This window comes from Paraflavitalea pollutisoli (assembly GCF_029360705.1).
Classification (GTDB): domain Bacteria; phylum Bacteroidota; class Bacteroidia; order Chitinophagales; family Chitinophagaceae; genus Paraflavitalea; species Paraflavitalea pollutisoli.
In genome coordinates this window covers 2804923-2824818 of record NZ_JARKMX010000008.1, presented here as the reverse complement: position 1 = coordinate 2824818, position 19896 = coordinate 2804923, and the positions used below count along the sequence as shown (strand labels likewise).

Sequence of the window (19896 nt, the reverse complement as noted above, 5' to 3'; positions counted from 1 at the left end):
AGGATGTCAATCATTCAACATTAAAAAAAGCTCTATGATTACTGGTAAAAGGATAAAAGCATTGATTCCTGCACTCCTGTACTGTGGCGTGTTGTTGGCGCAGGACAATATACGTTCTTTAAATGCGGGCGATGACGTGCCCGATGTAGCGCTACAGTTGTTTAACAGCGATATGGCGATCGATAATCTCGCGGACCTGAAAGGAAAAGCGATCATTCTTGATTTTTGGGCCACCTGGTGCAAGCCTTGTGTGTCTGATCTGCCCAAAAACGATTCCATTCAAAAAGCGTACAAAGATAAACTGGAAATCATACCTGTAACAGCCGAGAGTCCGGAAAAGGTACAGTCCCTGCTGACAAGGATCAAAAAGGCGACGGGCGTGAAAGTGCGCACGGTGGTCAACGATGAGGTATTGAGCAAGCTGTTCCCGCATAAGATATTGCCACATTATGTATGGATCGGTAGGGATGGGGTGGTAAAAGGGATCACGGATAATTACGCATTAAATGAAGATAACTTGAACCGTTTTTTGGGAGGACAGCAAATCGTCGCTGCAACAAAAACGGATGTTGTAGAGTCTGTAAAGATGAGTTATGCCAAACCTATGTTTACGCAGCACAATACGCTGATCAATGAGGATAATTTGGTGGCATATAGTATGGTGACAAGGTATATGCCACAACTGTCGATGGCAGTTGGAGGTGGTCCAGGCAATGAAATCGGTAAAGGGCAGTACAAGATAATGATCACGAACGAAACGCCGGTGTTTTTGTTTGGAGTGGCCTATGCGCTGGAGTTGACCGGCTCTTTATTCCTGGAAGAATCAAGGATCATGCTGGAAACGAAAGATTCGTTGTTGTATACAGTGGGGCATGGGCCCGAATGGACAGATCAGCGCTATATAGACTGGTTGAAAAACCATGGTGTATGTTACGATCTGATGGTGCCAATGGCAGATACGGCCAGGTTGTACAAGATCATGCAAAAAGACCTGGAGAAGTGGTTTCCATTGACGGCCAATGTGGAAAAAAGAAAGAAGATCTGCTATAACCTCGTGAAACTAGGTAATTCAAGGAAATTCGTGAGCCAACAGCCAGAAGGTGAAGCGGATAGAGAGTATACGGTCTATAATCTCAAGTATGATCATGTGCCGATGGTGACTTTTATGATGGACCTGATACAATACGGGCAGGGTTGGAAGCATCATTATCCGTTTGTTAATTCATCGGGCTATGAAGGGTTTATGGACCTGGATATTACGGGTGATTTCAGGGACTACCATGCTTTCAGGAAAGAGCTGCAGAAGTATGGGCTAGACCTTGTGATCGAAGAAGCGGATGTTGAGATGCTGGTGATCAGGGATAGGAAGTAATACGGTAGTATCTTTACTGTCGGCCACCAGCTTTGTAAAAGATGCTCTCTTGCGGATCTCTGACGTTGACGCCGCTGCTGTTAAAATAGGCAGCGCATGTTTGTGAAGGATTGCTCGCGCACTGGCCGACTGCCACTGTCGGAGAGGTCAATCCAAAATAGGTCGGAAAACCGGCTGGACCGTAAGTATATCCTGGAGGATTGGCAGGTGGAGTGCCTAATGGTGTGCCACCAACAGCTAAATACCACCCTTCCGTAATTCGTAGCGTTGTAAACGCACTTGTCAAAGCGAGGATGCCTGCAAGCAATGATAGGTGGCTGTAAGATGATTTTTTCATCTAAAATGGTGATGATTGGTGATTGGATAAATTGGTTCAGCTTATAGTCATAATCAATAGCAAACGGCAGCGATTTCGCTGCCGTTTGTTGCAAAATGCTTATTGACGACCACCAGCTTTGTAGAAGATGGTTTCTTGAGGGTCCCGTACATTAACTGGCGTAGCATTGAAATATGCCGAACACAGTTGAGTAGGATTGCTCGCGCACTGACCTACTGCTACGTTGGGAGAAGTCAGGCCATGGTAGATCGGGAACGCTGTAGCAGTATAAGTGTAACCAGGAGGATTGGCAGGAGGTGTGCCAAGCGCTGTACCAGGTTGAGCCAGGTACCAGCCTTCTGTGATCGTTGGTTTAGCTGTTGTAAATGCACTGGCTACGGCAATAACGACGGCAAGCAAAGCAGCGCCGCTGATTGATACTTTTTTCATAAAATAATAATTAAAGAAATGGTCATTAAATCGCCTACTCTTTTATAGGTTTTCGGCGTTCCCCTTTTTTGCGCGCAAAGCGTTTAGTTATTTATATGCCAGTTGACGGCAGATGATTTGTATAAGGCAATGACAGATTGGTCGGTGACCCGGAAAGAAAATGGCTTTTCTCCTTGATGGTCGGGTATGTAAAAGCTGCCTTTGTACCGGCCGGATGCTATGTCGTACATGTCGATGGTCGAGTTATTGGCAAAGGTGGCTGCTGGCTGTAGCTGCGAACGGGCGTCCGATTTGATGTATAAGGTTCCATCATGCACGTTCGAGTAAGTATTCAATAATCTCTTAGGACCCACATTGGTGACCATTTTTTGGCCTTGTGCATCGGTAACACCAATGCTGTTGATCTCCTTGCTTTTGTCATTCACCGTCGTTACTTCGTATTTTTTATGAAGGTTTGTGTCCAGGCAAATGAATTGGTTGCCATAAAATGGTACGTATACGATCAGGTTTGAGGTCTTGTCGTAATCGAGTATGCCGTCGGTCGACATGCCGTAGTCGCCCACCTTTTTCGATACATTGTCTTCCCTCCCGGTAATGCCTGCTGCCGGGCTCCCTTTAAAAAATGTCTGGTCTTTTGTTTTAACGGCCGTGTCCCGTCCGCGGAAAACATAAGAGTCTGGAGCAATCATGACTACCCTGGTGAAGGATCTTTGTGGAAAATGGTACATCCGTGTAGAGGCCGAACCTTCATCAGCCGCGAATAGGGCCGGCGTATTGCTGGCGGCGATGGTCAGACCATTGTCTTTCAGGAGCAGGGTAAACATCGAAGCCGTTGTGTCATCCGAAGGTACATTCAGCGTTTTCTCTACATGGTTCTTAAAGTCAAAGTCTGTGACCAGTACCTTGTTGGGATACACCGTCTGAAAATAGAGTCTATTGTCTTTTACGCCAGCTACGGCAGTCATCATCAAAGAGCGCGGAGTAACAGAAGATAGGATAAGGTTTATGTTCGTCATCTTCCGGTCGAACTTTGTTTCTTCCTCCATCATTCCCGCACTTTTATTGGCCAGGAAGGCTACCACGCCCACGGCGATGGTGATCGTCGACAGAGATAGCACAATATGTTTACTGTAGATGCTCATGCTTTGTTTTTGAAATGTACCTGGATGAAAATGCCGGCGAGTGCAATGACCACAAACCCGATATTGAACCAGAGATGTGCTTCCCAACTCAGTGAGTTCAGTATGCCGCCACAACTACAGGGTACATAGTAGCTGAAGTTCAACATCGAATAAATATAGGCCGTGAACAGCGCCATCGTAAACAGCGATCCATACAGGCCAATCAACCGCAGTGGCTTATAGATCAGCATCAGGGCCAGCAGTATCTCTCCGATAGGGACCATGTAGGAGAGGGGGACAGCATAGTCGGTGATGAAAGGCGACTGCCCCAGCTGCAACTGAAAGGTGCTAAAGTCTCTTAATTTGGAGATCGCTGCATAGATGAATAAGAGCGTTATTAAGAAACAGCATACTTCCAGTATCGCTGCTTTACTGGTCAGCGATCGTAGGGATATCTTGGATTTTGGGCGAATAGATTCCTGCCCAACAACCGTGGATCGGTTCATGGTATAAGTATTTGTTTGGGCAAAGCTTTCTCTGGCACCTCTTTGAAGTGCTGAAGGCAAATGCCGCTTGTTGTTAAATTGGTTAGCTGGTTAGACTGCTTGTTTCATGTTTGGTTTTTCTATCGGGGCCTGCTGATAGCAAGGAATGTATGTGGGTTGTGGGTGGATGTCGTTGTATTGACGATGTAAAAGTAAAGTGCCTTTTTGTTTCGATCGGTATAACTACTATTCCAGGTGGCACTTTCATGCATTGTCAATTGTTGCTGATATCCACTTTGTATACCGGATACAACGATACCGCCTTCTGTTGTACATGCACCTGACGCCATAAACCCGGTGGTATCTTTTCATATTTCTTGAAGGCCTTGATAAAATTGGATTCGGCCTGCGCTCCCCGAAAGCCGATGGAAACAGCAATATGCCGCAGCGTGGCGCCCTCCCGTAGCATTTGTTTGGCAAACTCCATGCGCATGTGTTGAAGATACGTATACGGTCCTACGCCATATACCTGTTTGAATCCTGTCTTTAGTTTGAAACTGTTGAGGTACACTTTCTCCCCCAGCTCGGGAATCTTGAGGTGTTGCTGGAGATTGGCTTCAATAATGGCAGCAGCGTCCTGAACGCGCAGGAGATCATTGTCGGATAAGGTTCTTTTCATTTGTACGTTGTTTGTTATCTAATAGCCCGCGGTGGTTGATTATGAATCACCCGGTAAAAGTGCTTTCGCGTATTGATTATGTAATGACCAGGTCATTGCGCAACCTGTAATCTGTCAGGACAGTAGCCCTAACGGTTCTTTTTTGAGAACGGATGCCTTGAAGTTCGAATGTTGAGGAGTGATCTGCGCTGAGTAAATTCCAGTAACTAATGTAGACAAAAATCAAACCCGAAAAAGATTTTACTTCCGCTGTAACGGCTTGTTTACGATTGATCGTAGGTGGCAAAGTTTTTGAAAGGGTTCTTCGTATGACATTATTGAGTAAACGCTACCGCAGTTTGGCTGTTCACCTCAGTGTAAACATGTATAAATGAATAAGAGATATCGGGAGTATTTTCTACAGGCTACCAGGTGGAGTATTTTTTGCCAAGAACCCTTAAGATTTTATCGAAATTTTAAGGAGATGCTGTTGTTCGCAAGAATATGTAGTTGCCAGCCTGATTGTCCTAAGGGTAAACCAGTAAATGAAAGGGAGGCCAGGCCTGCCCGTAGGGTTCAATAGAAAAAGGGACCTTGCGGTCCCTCTTTCGGAGTGTTGCTATCAGTTTTTCCAAGGTTTAGGAGTAAGGAGTTTAAAGGAAAAAAGGCGATGAAGGTTTGAAGGTCGTCTAATCGCATCATACGCAAAAGCACAAACTATTATCCGTGTCGATTTGACCGATAAGTGTGCAGTTTTGGGCTGTAACTGCGTCAACCGTTTTGCTAAAACAGCGTTTTTCGACGCATCGCCCTCATTTCGGATGGCTAACAGCCGCGTGAATAGTAAGATAATCCATCATTTTAGCCATTAGTGGCATTGCCCGGGGATGGCTGTCGACTACCTTTAAGGCGAATTCACTGGATACCATGCTGTTATCCCTTGATCTGAACGATATCTATTTACTATTATTGCCATATGAAAAAGATCCTGCAAGCGGTAGCTTTCCTGACCTTATTGACCTTCTCCGGTCATCTCTTCGCTCAACAGTATTACAATGTGCTCAAGTACGGCGCGCGCAACGATAGCAGCCGCAAAGCCACCACGGCTATCGCTAAAGCCATCGCAGCGGCTTCCAAAGCAGGCGGGGGGACGGTCTATTTCCCGGCTGGTAAATACCTGACCGGTCCCATCCATCTCAAAAGCAATATCACCGTTTTGATCGATGCCGGCGCCGAGCTGCACTTTAGTGATGATTTCGACGATTACCTGCCCATGGTGAAGAGTCGTTATGAAGGGGTAGACGTCACCAGTTTTTCGCCCCTGTTCTACGCCTACGAAGCGGAGAACATCGCCATCAAGGGACGCGGCATCATCGATGGCCACGGAAAAAAATGGTGGCATTTTGTAGAGGGCTATCAGGAAGGGCAGGAGCGCAGCAAATGGCAAGTGATCTTTGACAGTCTCAATAAGAACATCCTGTTGCCCGATGATCCCCGTCAAATGAAACGCGGTTTTCTCCGTCCGCCCTTTATTCAGCCCATGTATTGCAAGAATGTACAGATCGAAGGCATTACGATCCGGAATTCACCATTCTGGACGGTCAATCCTGAGTTTTGTGAAAACGTCACCGTGAACGGGGTGACCATCAATAATCCGCCATCACCCAATACAGACGGTATCAATCCCGAGTCCTGCAAATACGTACACATCAGCAATTGTCATATCAGCGTAGGCGATGACTGTATCACCATCAAGGCGGGAAAAGATATTCCCGGCCGCACGAAGGCGGCACCGGCGCAGAATTATACCATCACCAACTGTACCATGCTCAGTGGTCATGGTGGCGTAGTGATCGGCAGCGAAATGAGTGGCGATGTGAAGAACATCACCATCAGCAATTGCATCTTCGATGGCACCGACCGGGGCATCCGCATCAAAACAGCCCGCGGCCGCGGTGGCGTCGTGGAAGATATCCGGGTAGATAATATCGTCATGAAAAATATCCGCGACCAGGCGATTGTACTGGATATGGAATATGCCAAGGGGCTTCCCCTTGAGCCGGTCAGTGAGCGCACCCCGAAATTCCGCAATATCCGACTGAGCAATATCACTGCCTATACCAAGACGGCCCTGTACATCAATGGCCTCGAAGAGATGCCTATACAGGAGATCAGCCTGAACGATGTTTATTTTGAAGCAGAGCAAGGCATCACCATCCGCAAAGCCAAGGACATCGAGTTGAATAAAGTACGCATCAATGTAAAAAAGGGCAGTCCGCTCGTGACCGAAAACGTACAACAACTGTCTGTGAACGGATTTACCAGTGGCACCAAATGAGGTTTAGCAGTTCCCGATATCAATGGATGATTTGGTTGGTCCTATTGTATGCTGGCCAGATAGCCGCCCAGCCGGCGGCCCGTACCCTCATTGCGCTCAATAAGGACTGGTATACGATGGCGCAGGATTCATTGATGCCTTCTATGGAGGGATTCGAAAAGACTGACTTCCTGCCTACGGGCTGGCAAACCGTACAGGTGCCCCACAACTGGGATGCCTACGAAGGCTACCGGCGTAAGCTGCATGGCAACCACCATGGCTATGCCTGGTACCGGAAATCATTTCCCCTCTTGCGCAAAGAACCGGGTAAGCGCTACTTTCTCTATTTTGAAGGCGTTGGCTCTTATGCCACCGTTTGGTTGAATGGTCGGCAGGCAGGGATCCATGCCGGCGGCCGTACCAGTTTTACGCTGGATGTAACTACTGTTATCAAAGCTGGCCAGGCCAACGTGCTGGCCGTGCGTGCTGATCACCCCACAGGGATCACCGACCTGCCCTGGGTATGCGGTGGCTGTTCGCCCGAAAGAGGTTTTTCGGAAGGCTCTCAGCCCATGGGCATCTTCCGGCCTGTATCGCTGGTCATTACCAACGATCTGCGGGTGCAACCTTTTGGGGTGCATGCCTGGAACGATACCACGGTAACCACTAAGCAAGCGACGATACAACTGCAGACAACGATCAAGAATTACGATAAGTACAGCCGCCAGGTGCAGGTGGTCCAGCGCCTGCTTAATGCAGCGGGTAAGCTGGTTACCCAGGTGGCAACACCCGCCCTTGTTCAGGCAGGCAGTGAACTGGTATTGCCCCAACAATTGGCTTTGCAAAACAATGTGCACCTCTGGTCGCTGGAAGATCCTTACTTGTATTCCATCGTGACCCTGATCAAAGAAAAGGGTAAGGTGATCGATAGCGTATCCATGCCTTATGGCATTCGTTGGATCCGTTGGAGTGTGGTAAATTCTGGCAGTACTAATCAGTTTTTCCTGAATGGCCAACCGGTGTTCATCAATGGCATTGCCGAATATGAACACCTGTTGGGCAACAGCCATGCTTTTTCCGAAGTGCAAGTGCGTGCAAGGGCCCTGCAAATGAAAGCCGTTGGTTTCAATGCCTTCCGCGACGCGCATCAGCCGCATAACCTGCGTTACCAGCAGTACTGGGATTCACTCGGCATCTTGTGGTGGACGCAGTTGTCGGCCCATGTATGGTTCGATACGCCACGATTCCGCGAGCAGTTCAAACAACTGTTGAAGGAATGGGTCATTGAAAGAAGAAGCTGCCCTTCTGTCGTATTGTGGGGCCTGCAGAATGAAAGCAAGCTGCCGGCAGATTTCGCGCGGGAATGTACGGAACTCGTGCGATCGCTCGATCCTACGGCTTCGCAGCAACGCCTGGTGACCACCTGCAATGGTGGTGAAGGCACTGATTGGGATGTACCCCAAAACTGGACGGGCACCTATGGGGGTAATCCCGCCACCTATCACGAAGATGTGAAACGGCAGGTACTGATTGGCGAGTACGGCGCCTGGCGCACCCTCGACCTGCATGCTGAAGGTGGCTTTGTACAAAACGCACCGTACAGCGAAGACCGGATGACGCTATTGATGGAGCAAAAGATCCGCCTGGCTGAGTCGGTCAAAGACAGCAGCAGCGGTCATTTCTTCTGGTTATATACTTCGCACGATAATCCGGGACGCGTACAAGGCGGTGAGGGCCTGCGTGAACTGGATCGTATTGGTCCGGTCAATTATAAAGGGTTATTGACTCCCTGGGAAGAGCCGCTCGATGTGTTCCATATGTTCCGTTCCAATTATGCCAGCGCGCCGATGGTTTATATCGTATCGCATACATGGCCACAACGTTTTACATCGCCCGGTAAAAAGGATGGGCTTATCGTGTACTCTAATTGCGATGAGGTAGAGTTGTTCAATGACGTCAACCATACCTCTTTGGGCAAAAGAAAACGCGCCGGTATAGGCACGCATTTTCAGTGGGATGAGGTAGATATCCACTACAATGTGTTGTACGCGGTGGGTTATAAAAATGGTAAACCCGTGGCGCAAGACCAGGTCATCTTGCATAACCTGCCCGAGGCACCACATTTTAAGGCACTCATACAAGATGATCCTGCACTGCTGCAACCACGCGCCGGCTACCAGTACCTGTATCGCGTAAATGCAGGTGGCGGCGATTATAAAGACAGCCATGGAAATACCTGGCTGGCCGATCGCAAGCTGCGTGAGCCAGGTACCTGGGGATCGGGTTCGTGGACGGATCAATTCGCCGACATGCCGGCATTCTTTGCCAGTCAGCGCCAAACCTATGATCCGATCAAAAACACCAAAGACTGGCCGCTCTTTCAAACCTTCCGCTATGGTCGCGATAAATTGAGCTATACGTTCCCGGTACCAGATGGGGAGTACCTGGTCGAATTATATTTTGCAGAGCCCTGGTGGGGTACAGGCGGCGGGATGGATTGCACGGGTTACAGGCTATTTGATGTGGCGGTGAATGACCAAACGGTGATCCATGACCTTGATATCTGGAAAGCGGTGGGGCATGATGCCGCACTCAGGAAAACAGTTGCGGTGAAGGTCACAGGAGGCGAATTGGTAATCCATTTCCCACAGGTAAAAGTGGGACAGGCCATCCTGTCGGCCATGGCTATTGGAACGAAGCAAAAAGACATTCGACCGGCACCGCCTTCCCCGGCACTGATCGGGCAATTGGAAGGCGACACCGGTTATTGGCAACCGCGTCAATGGTTGAATATAGGTGATGTCATGTATACAGACCGGTCGACTGCTTTTACCCGTTTGCCGTCTATGTTGTACGGCGCCGAATGGCTGCGTACGCGCGGTAGCCGCCAGCCGGCTGCCATATCATCTTTCAAGGTGCCGGTAACCAGCGATGTGTACATTGCGTACCCGGCTGGTGTGGCAACTCCATCCTGGATGGAAGGGTACGAGGATATGAAAACAGCCCTGGACCAACAGGTGTTATACAGAAAACGGTTTACCGCGGGTGCAACAGTTGTACTCGATAAGCCGTCCTATAGTGAGGAACTGCCCATGTATGGGGTATTTGTCAATGAAGCTTCATCGATCGAGCCGGCGTACGACCTGAAGCCTGTTGCGAGCCATAAGGCCGCAGAAGGCCTGTTAAGCGGCGCTGCGGTAAAGCAGGTAGCGGTCAATGGGAAAGAACAGGTGGTGTTCGCCACGGATGCCGAGGGCGTGGTCGATCTGAAGATGACGATCGGTGCTGCAGACGAGTATTCCGTCAACTTCAAATACAACTGGCCAGGCGCGCAGGCGATTACCGGTGAATTATCCTTACTGCAGGCAGATGGCACGCTGCTAAAAAAAGAAAAGGTAAACCTGCTGAACACCCGTGCCGGCAAATGGAATTATATTTCCACCACGACGGGTAGTATGATCAATGCAGGACATTATATCATCCGCTTTACGACGCAGGCAGCCAAGGGGCTGGCGGTAGGAGGAGCCGATGTTCAATAACGAGAACTATGTTACACAGAAAACTATTGCTTACGGTGATGGGATGCTGGATAGGCGGAGTGTTGCTGGCTCAACGGTCCGTGCCGGATACGGTTATGCAGCGTGTTTACCAGGAAGTAAAGACACCCCACAAATATGGATTGGTGGTAGTGCCGGAAAGTGCTGATAAAAAGATCGATTGCCCTACGGTGTTCCGCAAGGGTAATAAATGGTTCATGTCCTATCTCGTATTCGATGGCCGGGGGTATGAGACCTGGCTGGCGGAAAGTGACGACCTGTTGCAATGGACCACCAAAGGGAAACTGCTCTCCTTTACCGATACTACCCAGTGGGACGGCAGCCAGAAGGCTGGCTATCCCGCTTTGCAAGACCTTACCTGGGGTGGCAGCTATCAACTGCGACCTTACAAAGGCAAATACTGGATGTCTTATTTCGGTGGCAGGGAGCGGGGCTATGAGGCGGGCCTGCTGTCGATCGGGATGGCTTATTCTACTAAGTCGGCGGAGAAAGTCGTGGAATGGCAGCGGCTGCCACAGCCCGTGTTGAGTTCCAAAGATCCGGATGTTCGCTGGTGGGAGAATAAAAAGCAATTCAAGAGCTCGGTGATACGTGATGAAAAAAAACTGACCGGCTATCCCTTTGTGATGTATTACAACGCGAATGGTGATTCGGCCATCAATAATATCAAGACCCGATGGTTCGAGCGCATTGGCATGGCCGTATCGAATGATATGGTACACTGGAAGCGCTTTGAGACAGAGCCGGTCATGCACCATCCGGTGGGTATTACCGGCGATGCCGTGATACAGCAGATGGGCGAGGTGTACGTCATGTTCTACTTTGGTGCTTTTTGGACAGGCCGCAACGATGCGTTCAACCGCTTTGCCTGTTCGTACGACCTGGTACACTGGACCGATTGGACGGGCGATGACCTCATCATCAGCACCGAGCCCTACGATGAACGTTTTGCCCACAAATCATTTGTGGTGAAGCACGATGGGGTGGTCTACCATTTCTATTGCGCCGTAAGCAAGAAGGACCAGCGCGGCATTGCGGTAGCTACCTCTGTCGACAAAGGCAAGAGCCCTGTACGGTTTGTGGCGCAGTAAGATCGCGTGGCAGCTACCACGCGGGAATTGAATGACCCCGGTTTTTGTAGTTTTCACGATTCAACTTTATCTCCATGTTGCGAATGAAACAATACGGTTTGTCTTTTTTGTTAAGCGTCGGCTTAATGACGGTGATGGCGCAGTCGCGCATCGAATCCACCTTGACAAATGATTGGTATTTTCATTTGGGCGATGACAGTTCGGCCATTGACCCGGCGTTTAACCATACCGCCACCTGGCGTTTCCTGCCCAGCTTTCCCCACGATTGGAGCATTGAAGGCAGCTTCGACGAAAAGAACCCGGCCACCAACCAGGGTGGTTCCCTGCCCGGAGGTATTGGCTGGTACCGCAACGATTTCGGCTTGTACCGGGATTGGAAGGATAAACAGGTGTGTGTAGAGTTCGATGGTGTGTACCGCAACGCTGAAGTGTGGGTCAATGGTCATTACCTGGGCAAGCGCCCCAATGGTTATATTTCTTTCTCGTATGATATTACGCCCTACCTTAAGTTTGGCTTTGGTCGCAATGCGTTGGTGGTGCGGGTCGATAATAGTCAGCAGCCCAATTCGCGCTGGTATACCGGTTCTGGTATTTACCGCAACGTGCGGCTCGTATTCACCAACAAAGTATCGGTGGCACCCTGGGGTAGTTTTGTAACGACACCGGTGATCAATTCAGAAGCTGCCATGGTGATGCTGGCCCTGCAGGTAAAAAGGGCAGGGGAGGCCCCGCAAACAGTACAGGTGCAAACGCAGGTGATCGATCAGCGGGGCAAGGTAGTGTCAACAACCACGTCCGACAATACAGTCCTGGGCGATACGCTGAATGCGTTGCAACAGCGATTGGAGGTGAAGCAGCCCCAATTGTGGTCAACAGCTAGCCCCTATCTCTACAAAGCAGTGACGAGGATATTGCAGAACGGAAGGGAGATTGACAAGTATACCACCCCTTTCGGCATCCGTTCATTCCGGTTCGATGCCGATCAGGGCTTTTTCCTCAATGGACAGCCATTGAAAATATTGGGTGTTTGTATGCACCATGATCTCGGCGCCCTGGGGGCAGCTGTCAATGTACGGGCCATGGAGCGCCAATTGGAGATCATGAAAGCCATGGGGGCCAATGCCATCCGTACCGCACACAATCCACCCGCTCCGGAGTTGCTGGATCTCTGCGATAAAATGGGTTTTCTCGTCATCGACGAGGCTTTCGATATGTGGGCCAAAAAGAAGAACAAATTCGATTACTTCTCCAACTTTCCCACCTGGCACCGCCGCGACCTGGAAGACCAGGTAAAGCGCGACCGAAATCACCCTTCCGTGTTTCTGTGGAGCATCGGCAACGAGATCCGCGAGCAATTCGATAGTACGGGCATCACCCTGACCAGGGAGCTGGTCGGCCTCGTAAAAGCATTGGATACCACCCGGCCGGTGATCGCCGCCCTCAGCGAATGGGATCCGAAGAAGAATTTCATGTACAAGTCGGGCGAGTTCGAGGTGGTTGGGCTCAATTACCACCACGAAGTGTATGAAGACTTTCAAAAGCACTATCCCGGTAAGGCCTTTCTCGGGGCAGAGAACATGTCGGCCCTGGCTACCAGGGGCCATTATGACCTGCCTTCGGATACCATGAAGTTCTGGCCGCAAAAGTCACCGATGAAGTATGTGGAGGGCGGGAATGCGGACTTTACGGTCTCTGCTTACGACCAGGTAGCTGCCTATTGGGGCTCGACACACGAAACGACGTGGAAGATCATTAAAAAACATCCATTCCTGTCGGGCCTGTTCGTATGGACGGGATTCGATTACCTGGGAGAACCGGTGCCCTATCCCTGGCCGGCAAGAAGCAGTTACTACGGCATCGTCGACCTGGCAGGTTTTCCCAAGGATGTATACTACATGTATCAAAGTGAGTGGACCAATAAGCCGGTGTTACACGTGTTTCCACATTGGAACTGGCAGCCGGGACAACAAGTCGATATCTGGGCTTACTACAACCAGGCCGATGAGGTGGAGCTATTTCTCAACGGTAGATCGCTGGGCGTGAAAAAGAAAACGGGCGACGATCTTCATGTGCAATGGCGTGTACCTTTTGAAGCAGGAACATTGAAAGCGGTATCCAGAAAAGAGGGCAAAATGGTGTTGAGCCGGGAGGTGAAAACGGCCGGCGCGCCCTACCGGTTAGAATTGGTGCCAGATAGGAAAATTATCCATGCCGACGGAAAAGACCTCTGCTTTGTTACGATCCGGGTATTGGACGAAAAGGGCAGTATAGTACAGGATGCCAATCCTTCTATTCGTATAAAAGTCGGCAACCGGGGCAGGCTGGTGGCCATGGACAATGGTTATCAGGCCGATCTGGACTCTTTTAAAGCCAATCCACGTAAGGCTTACAACGGATTGTGCCTGGCGGTGATCCAGTCGGATGAGTTCGCCGGTCCGATCACCATCGAGGCCAGTTCGCCCGGTTTGCAGGGCGCGTCGGTGACCATCCGTTCTGCCGGAAAATAACTCCTTGTTTGTTACCGCGCTACAAGCAACCTTGTAGTAAAATATTCCATCATTATAGTCAAACCTTACATTGTTTCCGGTAGGGGCCACCAGTACCTTTAGCATGCTTGAGTGGTATTCTTTTTGTTGCCATTATTCGCGCCTAACGATCAAAAACGAACATTCATGAAACGGTATGTGCTTGTCATCAAAACGGCTTCCGCGAAGCCCTTCCCCATACTTCTTCCGATCGTCAAAACGGTTTTTATTAGTCTCCTGGTTATAAATGCTGGCAGTGTACAGGCTCAACAATCAAACGTTGTTGCCGAGGACACTGCTTATATCCGTGTCGTCAACGAGCGTGCGGGCAAGATCGTGGCTGTGCTGGGCATCACCGATCAAAAAAAGTATCAGGAGGTGCAGGACATTATTGCCCGCCAGTACCGTAACCTCAACCAGATCCATGAAGCCAGCAAACTGACAGCGGCAAAGCTGAAGCAGGATTCGTCGCTGAGCAAGGATGCACGTACAGCTGCCCTGCAGCAGGAGGAAACCGCCAAAGAACAAAAACTGGGTCAGCTGCACGCGGTATATGTTAAACAGTTGCAGTCATCACTGACAGCAGAGCAGGTAGAGAAAGTGAAGGATGGTATGACCTACCGCGTGTTGCCCATTACCTATGAAGCGCACCTCGACATGATCCCTTCGTTGACGGATGAGCAGAAAAAGCAGATCTATGCCTGGTTGATCGAAGCGCGCGACCACGCCATGGACGCTGAGTCTTCCGATAAAAAACATTGGTGGTTTGGCAAATACAAAGGCCGGATCAACAATTACCTGGCTGCGCAGGGGTATGACCTCAAAAAAGAACGCGAAGGCTGGGAGATCAGGAAAAAAGAGAAAGCCGATAAGTAATTTTGTTTGCTATAAGCCTGGTAGACCGCTATATGCCGGGTGTTCCTATAACTAGATATTTTAACAACTAGCTATTTCCTGGTTTGCAGGAAGCGTAATTCCATAAACTAGATGCCATATGAAGTATGTAAGAGCTGCTAAGTACTCCCTCCTTTCATTCATCCTTTGCTGCAGTTTCGTAGTGGCGCTGGCCCAGGAGCGTACATTGACCGGCACTGTGGTGAGCGACGATGGCAATCCGCTACCCGGTGTCAGCGTCACGGTAAAAGGAGCCACCAAATCAGTTACGACCGATGCGGAAGGCAAGTTTACGATCACGGTGCCCGGCAACGACGCCATATTGTCTGTTTCCTACATTGGCTACCTTGGTAAAGACATCGCTGCCGGTAGCAACGGTGCTATAAAAGTTACGCTGTTCAAAGCGGATAAGGCCATGGAAGATGTTGTCGTGGTGGGATATGGCACCCAGAAGAAAAGCAATGTACTGGGTTCTGTTGCTACGGTGCAGGCGAAAGACATTGAAGACCTGCCGGTAGCCAACCTCAGTACGGCGTTGAAAAACCGGGTGCCCGGTGTGAGTGTGGCGCAAACTTCCGGTAAGCCTGGGTCTACTACTCAGATCAATATCCGCCAGGCGACAAGCTTCGTAGGTGCCGGTGGGCAAACGGGACCTTTGTTCGTGATCGATGGATTTGTGGAAATGAACAAAGACGATCCTACCGGTAAAGTCTCTTTTGAAAACCTGGATGCCTCGCAGATCGAAAGCATCACTTTCCTGAAAGACGCGGCAGCTACTATATACGGCGCACGGGGTGCTAACGGGGTAGTGCTGGTGACCACCAAACGGGGTAAGCCCGGCAAACCCAAGATCAGCTACACCGGTTCAGCAGGTGTTTCTTCGATCTCCAAGAAGCCTGAGTTCCTGAATGCCTATGATCATGCAGTACTGCTAAACCAGGTCAACAAGAAAGTTCCCGGCAATATCAAGCCGGCCGATCTCTATAGCAACGAAGAATTGGACTACTTAAAGACACATAATTACAATTGGTTCGACGAGACCTGGCAGGATTCGTGGTTGCAGCGCCATACCCTCAACGTGAGCGGTGGTACGGATAAGATCACCTATTTCGCAGGGGCCAACTATTACGACGAAACCGGTAACCTCCGTGACCTGTATTCCAAGAAGTTTGGTTTGCGCCTGGGTGCCAATGCAAAGATCGGTGATAACCTGACGGCCGATGTGTCGATCAGTACCGATAATACGGATATGAACCGTCCGGCTCCCAAAGGAACAACTACTGCCGAGCAAACCGACCAGATGAACGCCACGGTGGGTAGCCTGTTGCGGATGCCACAATGGATACCGATGTTCATCGACGGCCGTCCGGTATTTTCCACTGTGCCCAACTGGCATCCGTTCGAATTGCAGAATTCCGGTTCTTATGCCCGCACCCAATCGCAGGGGTATTCGGTAAATGCGGCCTTGACCTATGTGGTGCCTGCTGTTAAAGGCCTATCCTTCCGTGTGCAGTACGGCCGCAATACGCGTAATAATTTCGGCAAGCAATACTACGCTACTTACAACCTGTATGATTTTGTACGTCAGGGACCTTCCGACAGGACCTCCGCGACACAAAATGTGATCTTCACCAATCAACTGGCGCCCACCCAGGGGGTACGCAGTATCAAGAACGGTAACTCGATCCAGGAAAGCTCGGACATGTCGACCAACTGGCAGCTGAACGAATCAGTTACTTATGCCCGTGATTTTGGTGATCACAGCATCAATATCCTGCTGTCGGCCGAGCAGAACCAGACAGAAGGGGACGCCTTCAACGTCAGCAAGGAAGTACAGGTGATCCCCGGGATAGACCAATTGTGGGGTTTCAGCAATGATAACAATGTCAACAATCTGACTTCGGTAGGTCAAAGCTCTTATGGTGGCCGCGTGAGTTACCTGGGTCGTTTGAGTTACAATTACAAAAGCAGGTATCTGCTGGAGTTTGCTTTCCGTAACGACGCCTCTCCCAACTTCGCACCCGAACACCAATGGGGTTTTTTCCCGTCGGGCTCTGTGGGCTGGAGACTTTCCGAAGAGAACTTCTTCCGGGATAACGTGAGCTTTATCGATGAATTGAAAGTGCGGGTGAATGTTGGCTTAACGGGCAATGATGCGGTGGGCACCTTCCGTTGGACGGAGCGCTTTACGCCCACCAATGGGGCTATCTTCGGCACCTCTCCCGGCAGAACATCCGGCCTGAATAATACCGATATCCCCAATCCCAATATCACCTGGGAAAAATCATTGTACAAATCGGTGGGCATCGATGGTGCTTTCTGGCGCAGAAAGATGAATTTCAGCCTGGACTTCTACCACCGCAATACGTACGATATGCTGGAAGCACCTACAGCGACCATGCCCAATACTTTTGGTATCAACATCGCACAGGTGAACCATGGCGAGATGAATGCCTGGGGTGTGGAAGCGATGATCGGCTACACCGGTTCTATCAACCGTGACCTTAAATTCAATCTCGGCTTGAACTTTGGCTGGGCCGATAACAAGGTGCTGAATAAATATTTCAATGCCGGTACCGATACAGGTTATAAAAATCCGATCGGCGTACGTACCGACAGGGGACTGGAAGGTTATATCGCCAAAGGCATTGCGCGTACGCAACAGGATGTCGACGACTGGTACAAAGCCTTTGGTGGTGTGAAGAAGAACTATTTCGGTGATACCCTCCGGGTGGGCTACCTGATCTTCGAAGATATCAATGGAGACGGTCTCATCGATGACAAGGACCTGGGACGAATTGCCAACCGGGCCAACCCACTGTTTGGACTAGGGTTCAACCTCGGTGTTTCCTGGAAAGGGCTCAAACTGAGCACGAACATCAGTTTAAGTGTAGGCGGCAAAACCTATTGGAGAAAGAACGACCTGACGCCGCCAACCAGAGATATTTCAGCTTTATCACTGTGGAAGGATTCGTGGACAGAACAGAATCCGAATGCCAGATACCCGGTTACTTATTCACCGCAGGTGAATACGGCTTCAACATTCTGGATGGTAAATGCCACCACGCTGCGGGTCAATAACCTGACGCTGGCTTATGTGGTACCGAAAAGCTTCTCCGACAAGTTCAGGCTGCCCGAGGTAAGGGCCTATGTTACGGGGGTGAATCTGTGGAACATCATCAACCCTACGCCGTACAAGGATGAGGCTACCAATGACATCACAGATTATCCCATCCTGCGGTCATGGACATTCGGATTAAACATTTCACTGTAACAATTGCTAAAGCATCACCCATGAAAAAGTCAATCTTTTATATATCCATCGCAGCCCTGGGCCTCGGCGCCACAGGTTGCAACAAGATACTGGAGCGTACAGACTTTAATGGTATCCCGGCCGATAAGACCTGGGAAACCGAGGGCACGGCAGGCTTGTATGTGAATACCCTGTATAACCTGATGATGCCTATCTGGCCTTCTACTGCGGGCGGTACTACCATACCTTCTTCGATCCACAATACGTCGGATGACCAGAACAATGGTGACCTGAAGATCCTGCAAGGGACATTGACAGCAGAGCAGATCACGGATTTCTATGCGACGGGTAATCCCAACAATGCGTATGGCTATATCCGTAAATGCAATATCCTGTTGACGCAGATCGATGGGGGACCGATCGAAGCATCGGCCAAGGCCCAGCTGAAAGCTCAAACTTATTTCCTCCGTACCTGGATCTACTTCAACCTGGTGAAGTTGTATGGCGGTGTGCCATATATCACGCATCCGCAAGACTGGCAGACAGAAGATGTGCTGGTGCCGAGAACTGCCTCTTCCGCACTCATCGACTCGTTGGTCAATGACCTGAATAAATGTTCGGTATTGCCCGCCAAATGGCCTGACGGAGATTATGGCCGTATTACACGGGGGGCTGCGCTGGCACTGAAGGCCCGCATCCTTTTGTACTGGGCCAGTCCGCAATTCAATCCCGACAACAATGCAGACCGGTGGGAGCGTGCCTATAAAGCCAATCGTGCTGCTTACGATACGCTGGTGCTCGATGGCTATAAGTTGCAGGCGAATTTTGCCGACATCAATTCCAAATCGGCTGATAACCGGGAGCCCATCATTGTGCGGGTGTACAATGGCGCCCTCGATCCTGCCAACTCGGCTACCAACTATGAGAACGTAACACGTCCTTATTCGGAAAGTGCCGGCTCGGGTGGTGGACAAAACCAGCCTACCTGGAACCTGGTGCAGGCTTTCCCGATGAAGAATGGATTGCCGATCACAGATCCGGCTTCGGGTTATAACGCTACCTACTATTGGAAAGGCAGGGACCCTCGTTTCGATGCCACCATCGTGTACAACGGTGCTGTGTGGGCATTAAGCGGTAAGGCAGGTCGTAAACAATGGATCTATAAAGGCATTACCGACGACAGAACGCGTCCTTCTGCTACCGGCTTCTATACCAAAAAGAATACAGTACCGGCGATGCTGGCGGCCAACACTGCCCAGGGCGCGCAGAACTGGACTGAGATGCGTTTAGCAGAAGTTATGCTGAATCTTGCTGAGAGTGCCAACAGAACCAACCGTCAATCGGAGGCCTACGATATGTTGCGCCTCATCCGTCAACGTGCAGGCATTACGGCTGGTGGTGATAACAATTATGGTGTACCGGCTACAGCTACCATCGCGCAACTGGATGACGTGATCTTCAATGAACGCCGGATCGAACTGGCCTTTGAAGGAAAAAGATACGATGACCTGCGCCGCACGCGTCGCTTCCATTTGTTGAATGGCAGCATCCGGCAGATGCTGGAAGTGTCACCAAAGGCTCCTTATACCGTGGCCATCCTGGAAACGAAAGATGCCAATGGCGTTCCCTTACGCGATAAGCTAAACATTGAGGATTCTACCACGCAAGGCGGCACAGTGGTGCCCGATTATGTGAAGTATTTTACGGCCAGTGTGAAGACGATGGGTACAGACCTGCCGATCAACTTCCCCACGAACTATTATTTCTATGCGATACCTACGACCAATATCACCAAGAACCCGAATATGTTGCAGACGGAGGGTTGGCCGGGAGGTAGTTTTAAACCTACTGAATAGC

At 50.1% G+C, this 19896-nt stretch carries 12 protein-coding genes; 8 read left to right on the top strand and 4 right to left on the bottom strand.

The annotated features are described in order from the left end of the window. Nucleotides 1-34: 34 nt before the first annotated feature. Complete coding sequence (locus tag P2W70_RS24885; RefSeq protein ID WP_276484254.1) at nt 35-1372, top strand: TlpA family protein disulfide reductase; 1338 nt, start codon at nt 35-37, stop codon at nt 1370-1372. 436 nt (nt 1373-1808) lie between these two features. On the opposite strand, the gene P2W70_RS24880 is transcribed toward P2W70_RS24885, so the two are convergent. From P2W70_RS24880 to P2W70_RS24865, 4 genes are all read right to left on the bottom strand, one after another. Beyond that, on the bottom strand, nt 1809-2138 hold the full coding sequence (locus tag P2W70_RS24880) for a hypothetical protein (RefSeq protein ID WP_276484253.1): 330 nt from the start codon (nt 2136-2138) through the stop codon (nt 1809-1811). 83 nt (nt 2139-2221) lie between these two features. Further along, the gene (locus P2W70_RS24875) at nt 2222-3280 is read right to left on the bottom strand and encodes a hypothetical protein (RefSeq protein WP_276484252.1); all 1059 of its coding nucleotides are present in this window, start codon (nt 3278-3280) and stop codon (nt 2222-2224) included. After that, on the bottom strand, nt 3277-3765 hold the full coding sequence (locus P2W70_RS24870) for a MauE/DoxX family redox-associated membrane protein (RefSeq protein WP_276484250.1): 489 nt from the start codon (nt 3763-3765) through the stop codon (nt 3277-3279). Before P2W70_RS24870 ends, P2W70_RS24875 begins: the two co-directional genes overlap by 4 nt. A 253-nt stretch (nt 3766-4018) precedes the next feature. Further along, on the bottom strand, nt 4019-4423 hold the full coding sequence (locus P2W70_RS24865; RefSeq protein ID WP_276484249.1) for a helix-turn-helix domain-containing protein: 405 nt from the start codon (nt 4421-4423) through the stop codon (nt 4019-4021). A 955-nt stretch (nt 4424-5378) separates the two neighbouring features. Between P2W70_RS24865 and P2W70_RS24860 the strand changes: the two genes are divergently transcribed. From P2W70_RS24860 to P2W70_RS24830, 7 genes are all read left to right on the top strand, one after another. Then, nucleotides 5379-6740, top strand: coding sequence for a glycoside hydrolase family 28 protein (locus tag P2W70_RS24860; protein ID WP_276484248.1), 1362 nt, complete (start codon nt 5379-5381; stop codon nt 6738-6740). A gap of 26 nt (nt 6741-6766) precedes the next feature. Then, entirely contained in the window at nt 6767-10258 is a 3492-nt protein-coding gene (locus tag P2W70_RS24855; RefSeq protein WP_276484247.1) for a malectin domain-containing carbohydrate-binding protein, read from the top strand. Nucleotides 10259-10266: 8 nt separating this feature from the next. Continuing rightward, the gene (locus P2W70_RS24850; protein WP_276484246.1) at nt 10267-11367 is read left to right on the top strand and encodes a glycoside hydrolase family protein; all 1101 of its coding nucleotides are present in this window, start codon (nt 10267-10269) and stop codon (nt 11365-11367) included. A 98-nt stretch (nt 11368-11465) separates the two neighbouring features. After that, the gene (locus P2W70_RS24845; RefSeq protein WP_276484245.1) at nt 11466-13874 is read left to right on the top strand and encodes a glycoside hydrolase family 2 TIM barrel-domain containing protein; all 2409 of its coding nucleotides are present in this window, start codon (nt 11466-11468) and stop codon (nt 13872-13874) included. A 165-nt stretch (nt 13875-14039) separates the two neighbouring features. Beyond that, nucleotides 14040-14768, top strand: coding sequence for a DUF3826 domain-containing protein (locus P2W70_RS24840; RefSeq protein WP_276484244.1), 729 nt, complete (start codon nt 14040-14042; stop codon nt 14766-14768). A gap of 118 nt (nt 14769-14886) precedes the next feature. Beyond that, nucleotides 14887-18060 carry a SusC/RagA family TonB-linked outer membrane protein gene (locus P2W70_RS24835; protein WP_276484243.1) on the top strand — a complete coding sequence of 1058 codons (3174 nt, stop codon included), beginning with the start codon at nt 14887-14889 and terminating at the stop codon, nt 18058-18060. 20 nt (nt 18061-18080) lie between these two features. Next, entirely contained in the window at nt 18081-19895 is a 1815-nt protein-coding gene (locus P2W70_RS24830) for a RagB/SusD family nutrient uptake outer membrane protein (RefSeq protein ID WP_276484242.1), read from the top strand. Nucleotide 19896 lies beyond the last annotated feature (1 nt).

What these genes read in the sequence shown, in the direction of transcription:
- P2W70_RS24885 (WP_276484254.1), top strand. Translation starts at nt 35, where the DNA reads ATGATTACTGGTAAAAGGATAAAAGCATTGATTCCTGCACTCCTGTAC.
- P2W70_RS24880 (WP_276484253.1), bottom strand. Translation starts at nt 2,138, where the DNA reads ATGAAAAAAGTATCAATCAGCGGCGCTGCTTTGCTTGCCGTCGTTATT.
- P2W70_RS24875 (WP_276484252.1), bottom strand. Translation starts at nt 3,280, where the DNA reads ATGAGCATCTACAGTAAACATATTGTGCTATCTCTGTCGACGATCACC.
- P2W70_RS24870 (WP_276484250.1), bottom strand. Translation starts at nt 3,765, where the DNA reads ATGAACCGATCCACGGTTGTTGGGCAGGAATCTATTCGCCCAAAATCC.
- P2W70_RS24865 (WP_276484249.1), bottom strand. Translation starts at nt 4,423, where the DNA reads ATGAAAAGAACCTTATCCGACAATGATCTCCTGCGCGTTCAGGACGCT.
- P2W70_RS24860 (WP_276484248.1), top strand. Translation starts at nt 5,379, where the DNA reads ATGAAAAAGATCCTGCAAGCGGTAGCTTTCCTGACCTTATTGACCTTC.
- P2W70_RS24855 (WP_276484247.1), top strand. Translation starts at nt 6,767, where the DNA reads ATGATTTGGTTGGTCCTATTGTATGCTGGCCAGATAGCCGCCCAGCCG.
- P2W70_RS24850 (WP_276484246.1), top strand. Translation starts at nt 10,267, where the DNA reads ATGTTACACAGAAAACTATTGCTTACGGTGATGGGATGCTGGATAGGC.
- P2W70_RS24840 (WP_276484244.1), top strand. Translation starts at nt 14,040, where the DNA reads ATGAAACGGTATGTGCTTGTCATCAAAACGGCTTCCGCGAAGCCCTTC.
- P2W70_RS24835 (WP_276484243.1), top strand. Translation starts at nt 14,887, where the DNA reads ATGAAGTATGTAAGAGCTGCTAAGTACTCCCTCCTTTCATTCATCCTT.
- P2W70_RS24830 (WP_276484242.1), top strand. Translation starts at nt 18,081, where the DNA reads ATGAAAAAGTCAATCTTTTATATATCCATCGCAGCCCTGGGCCTCGGC.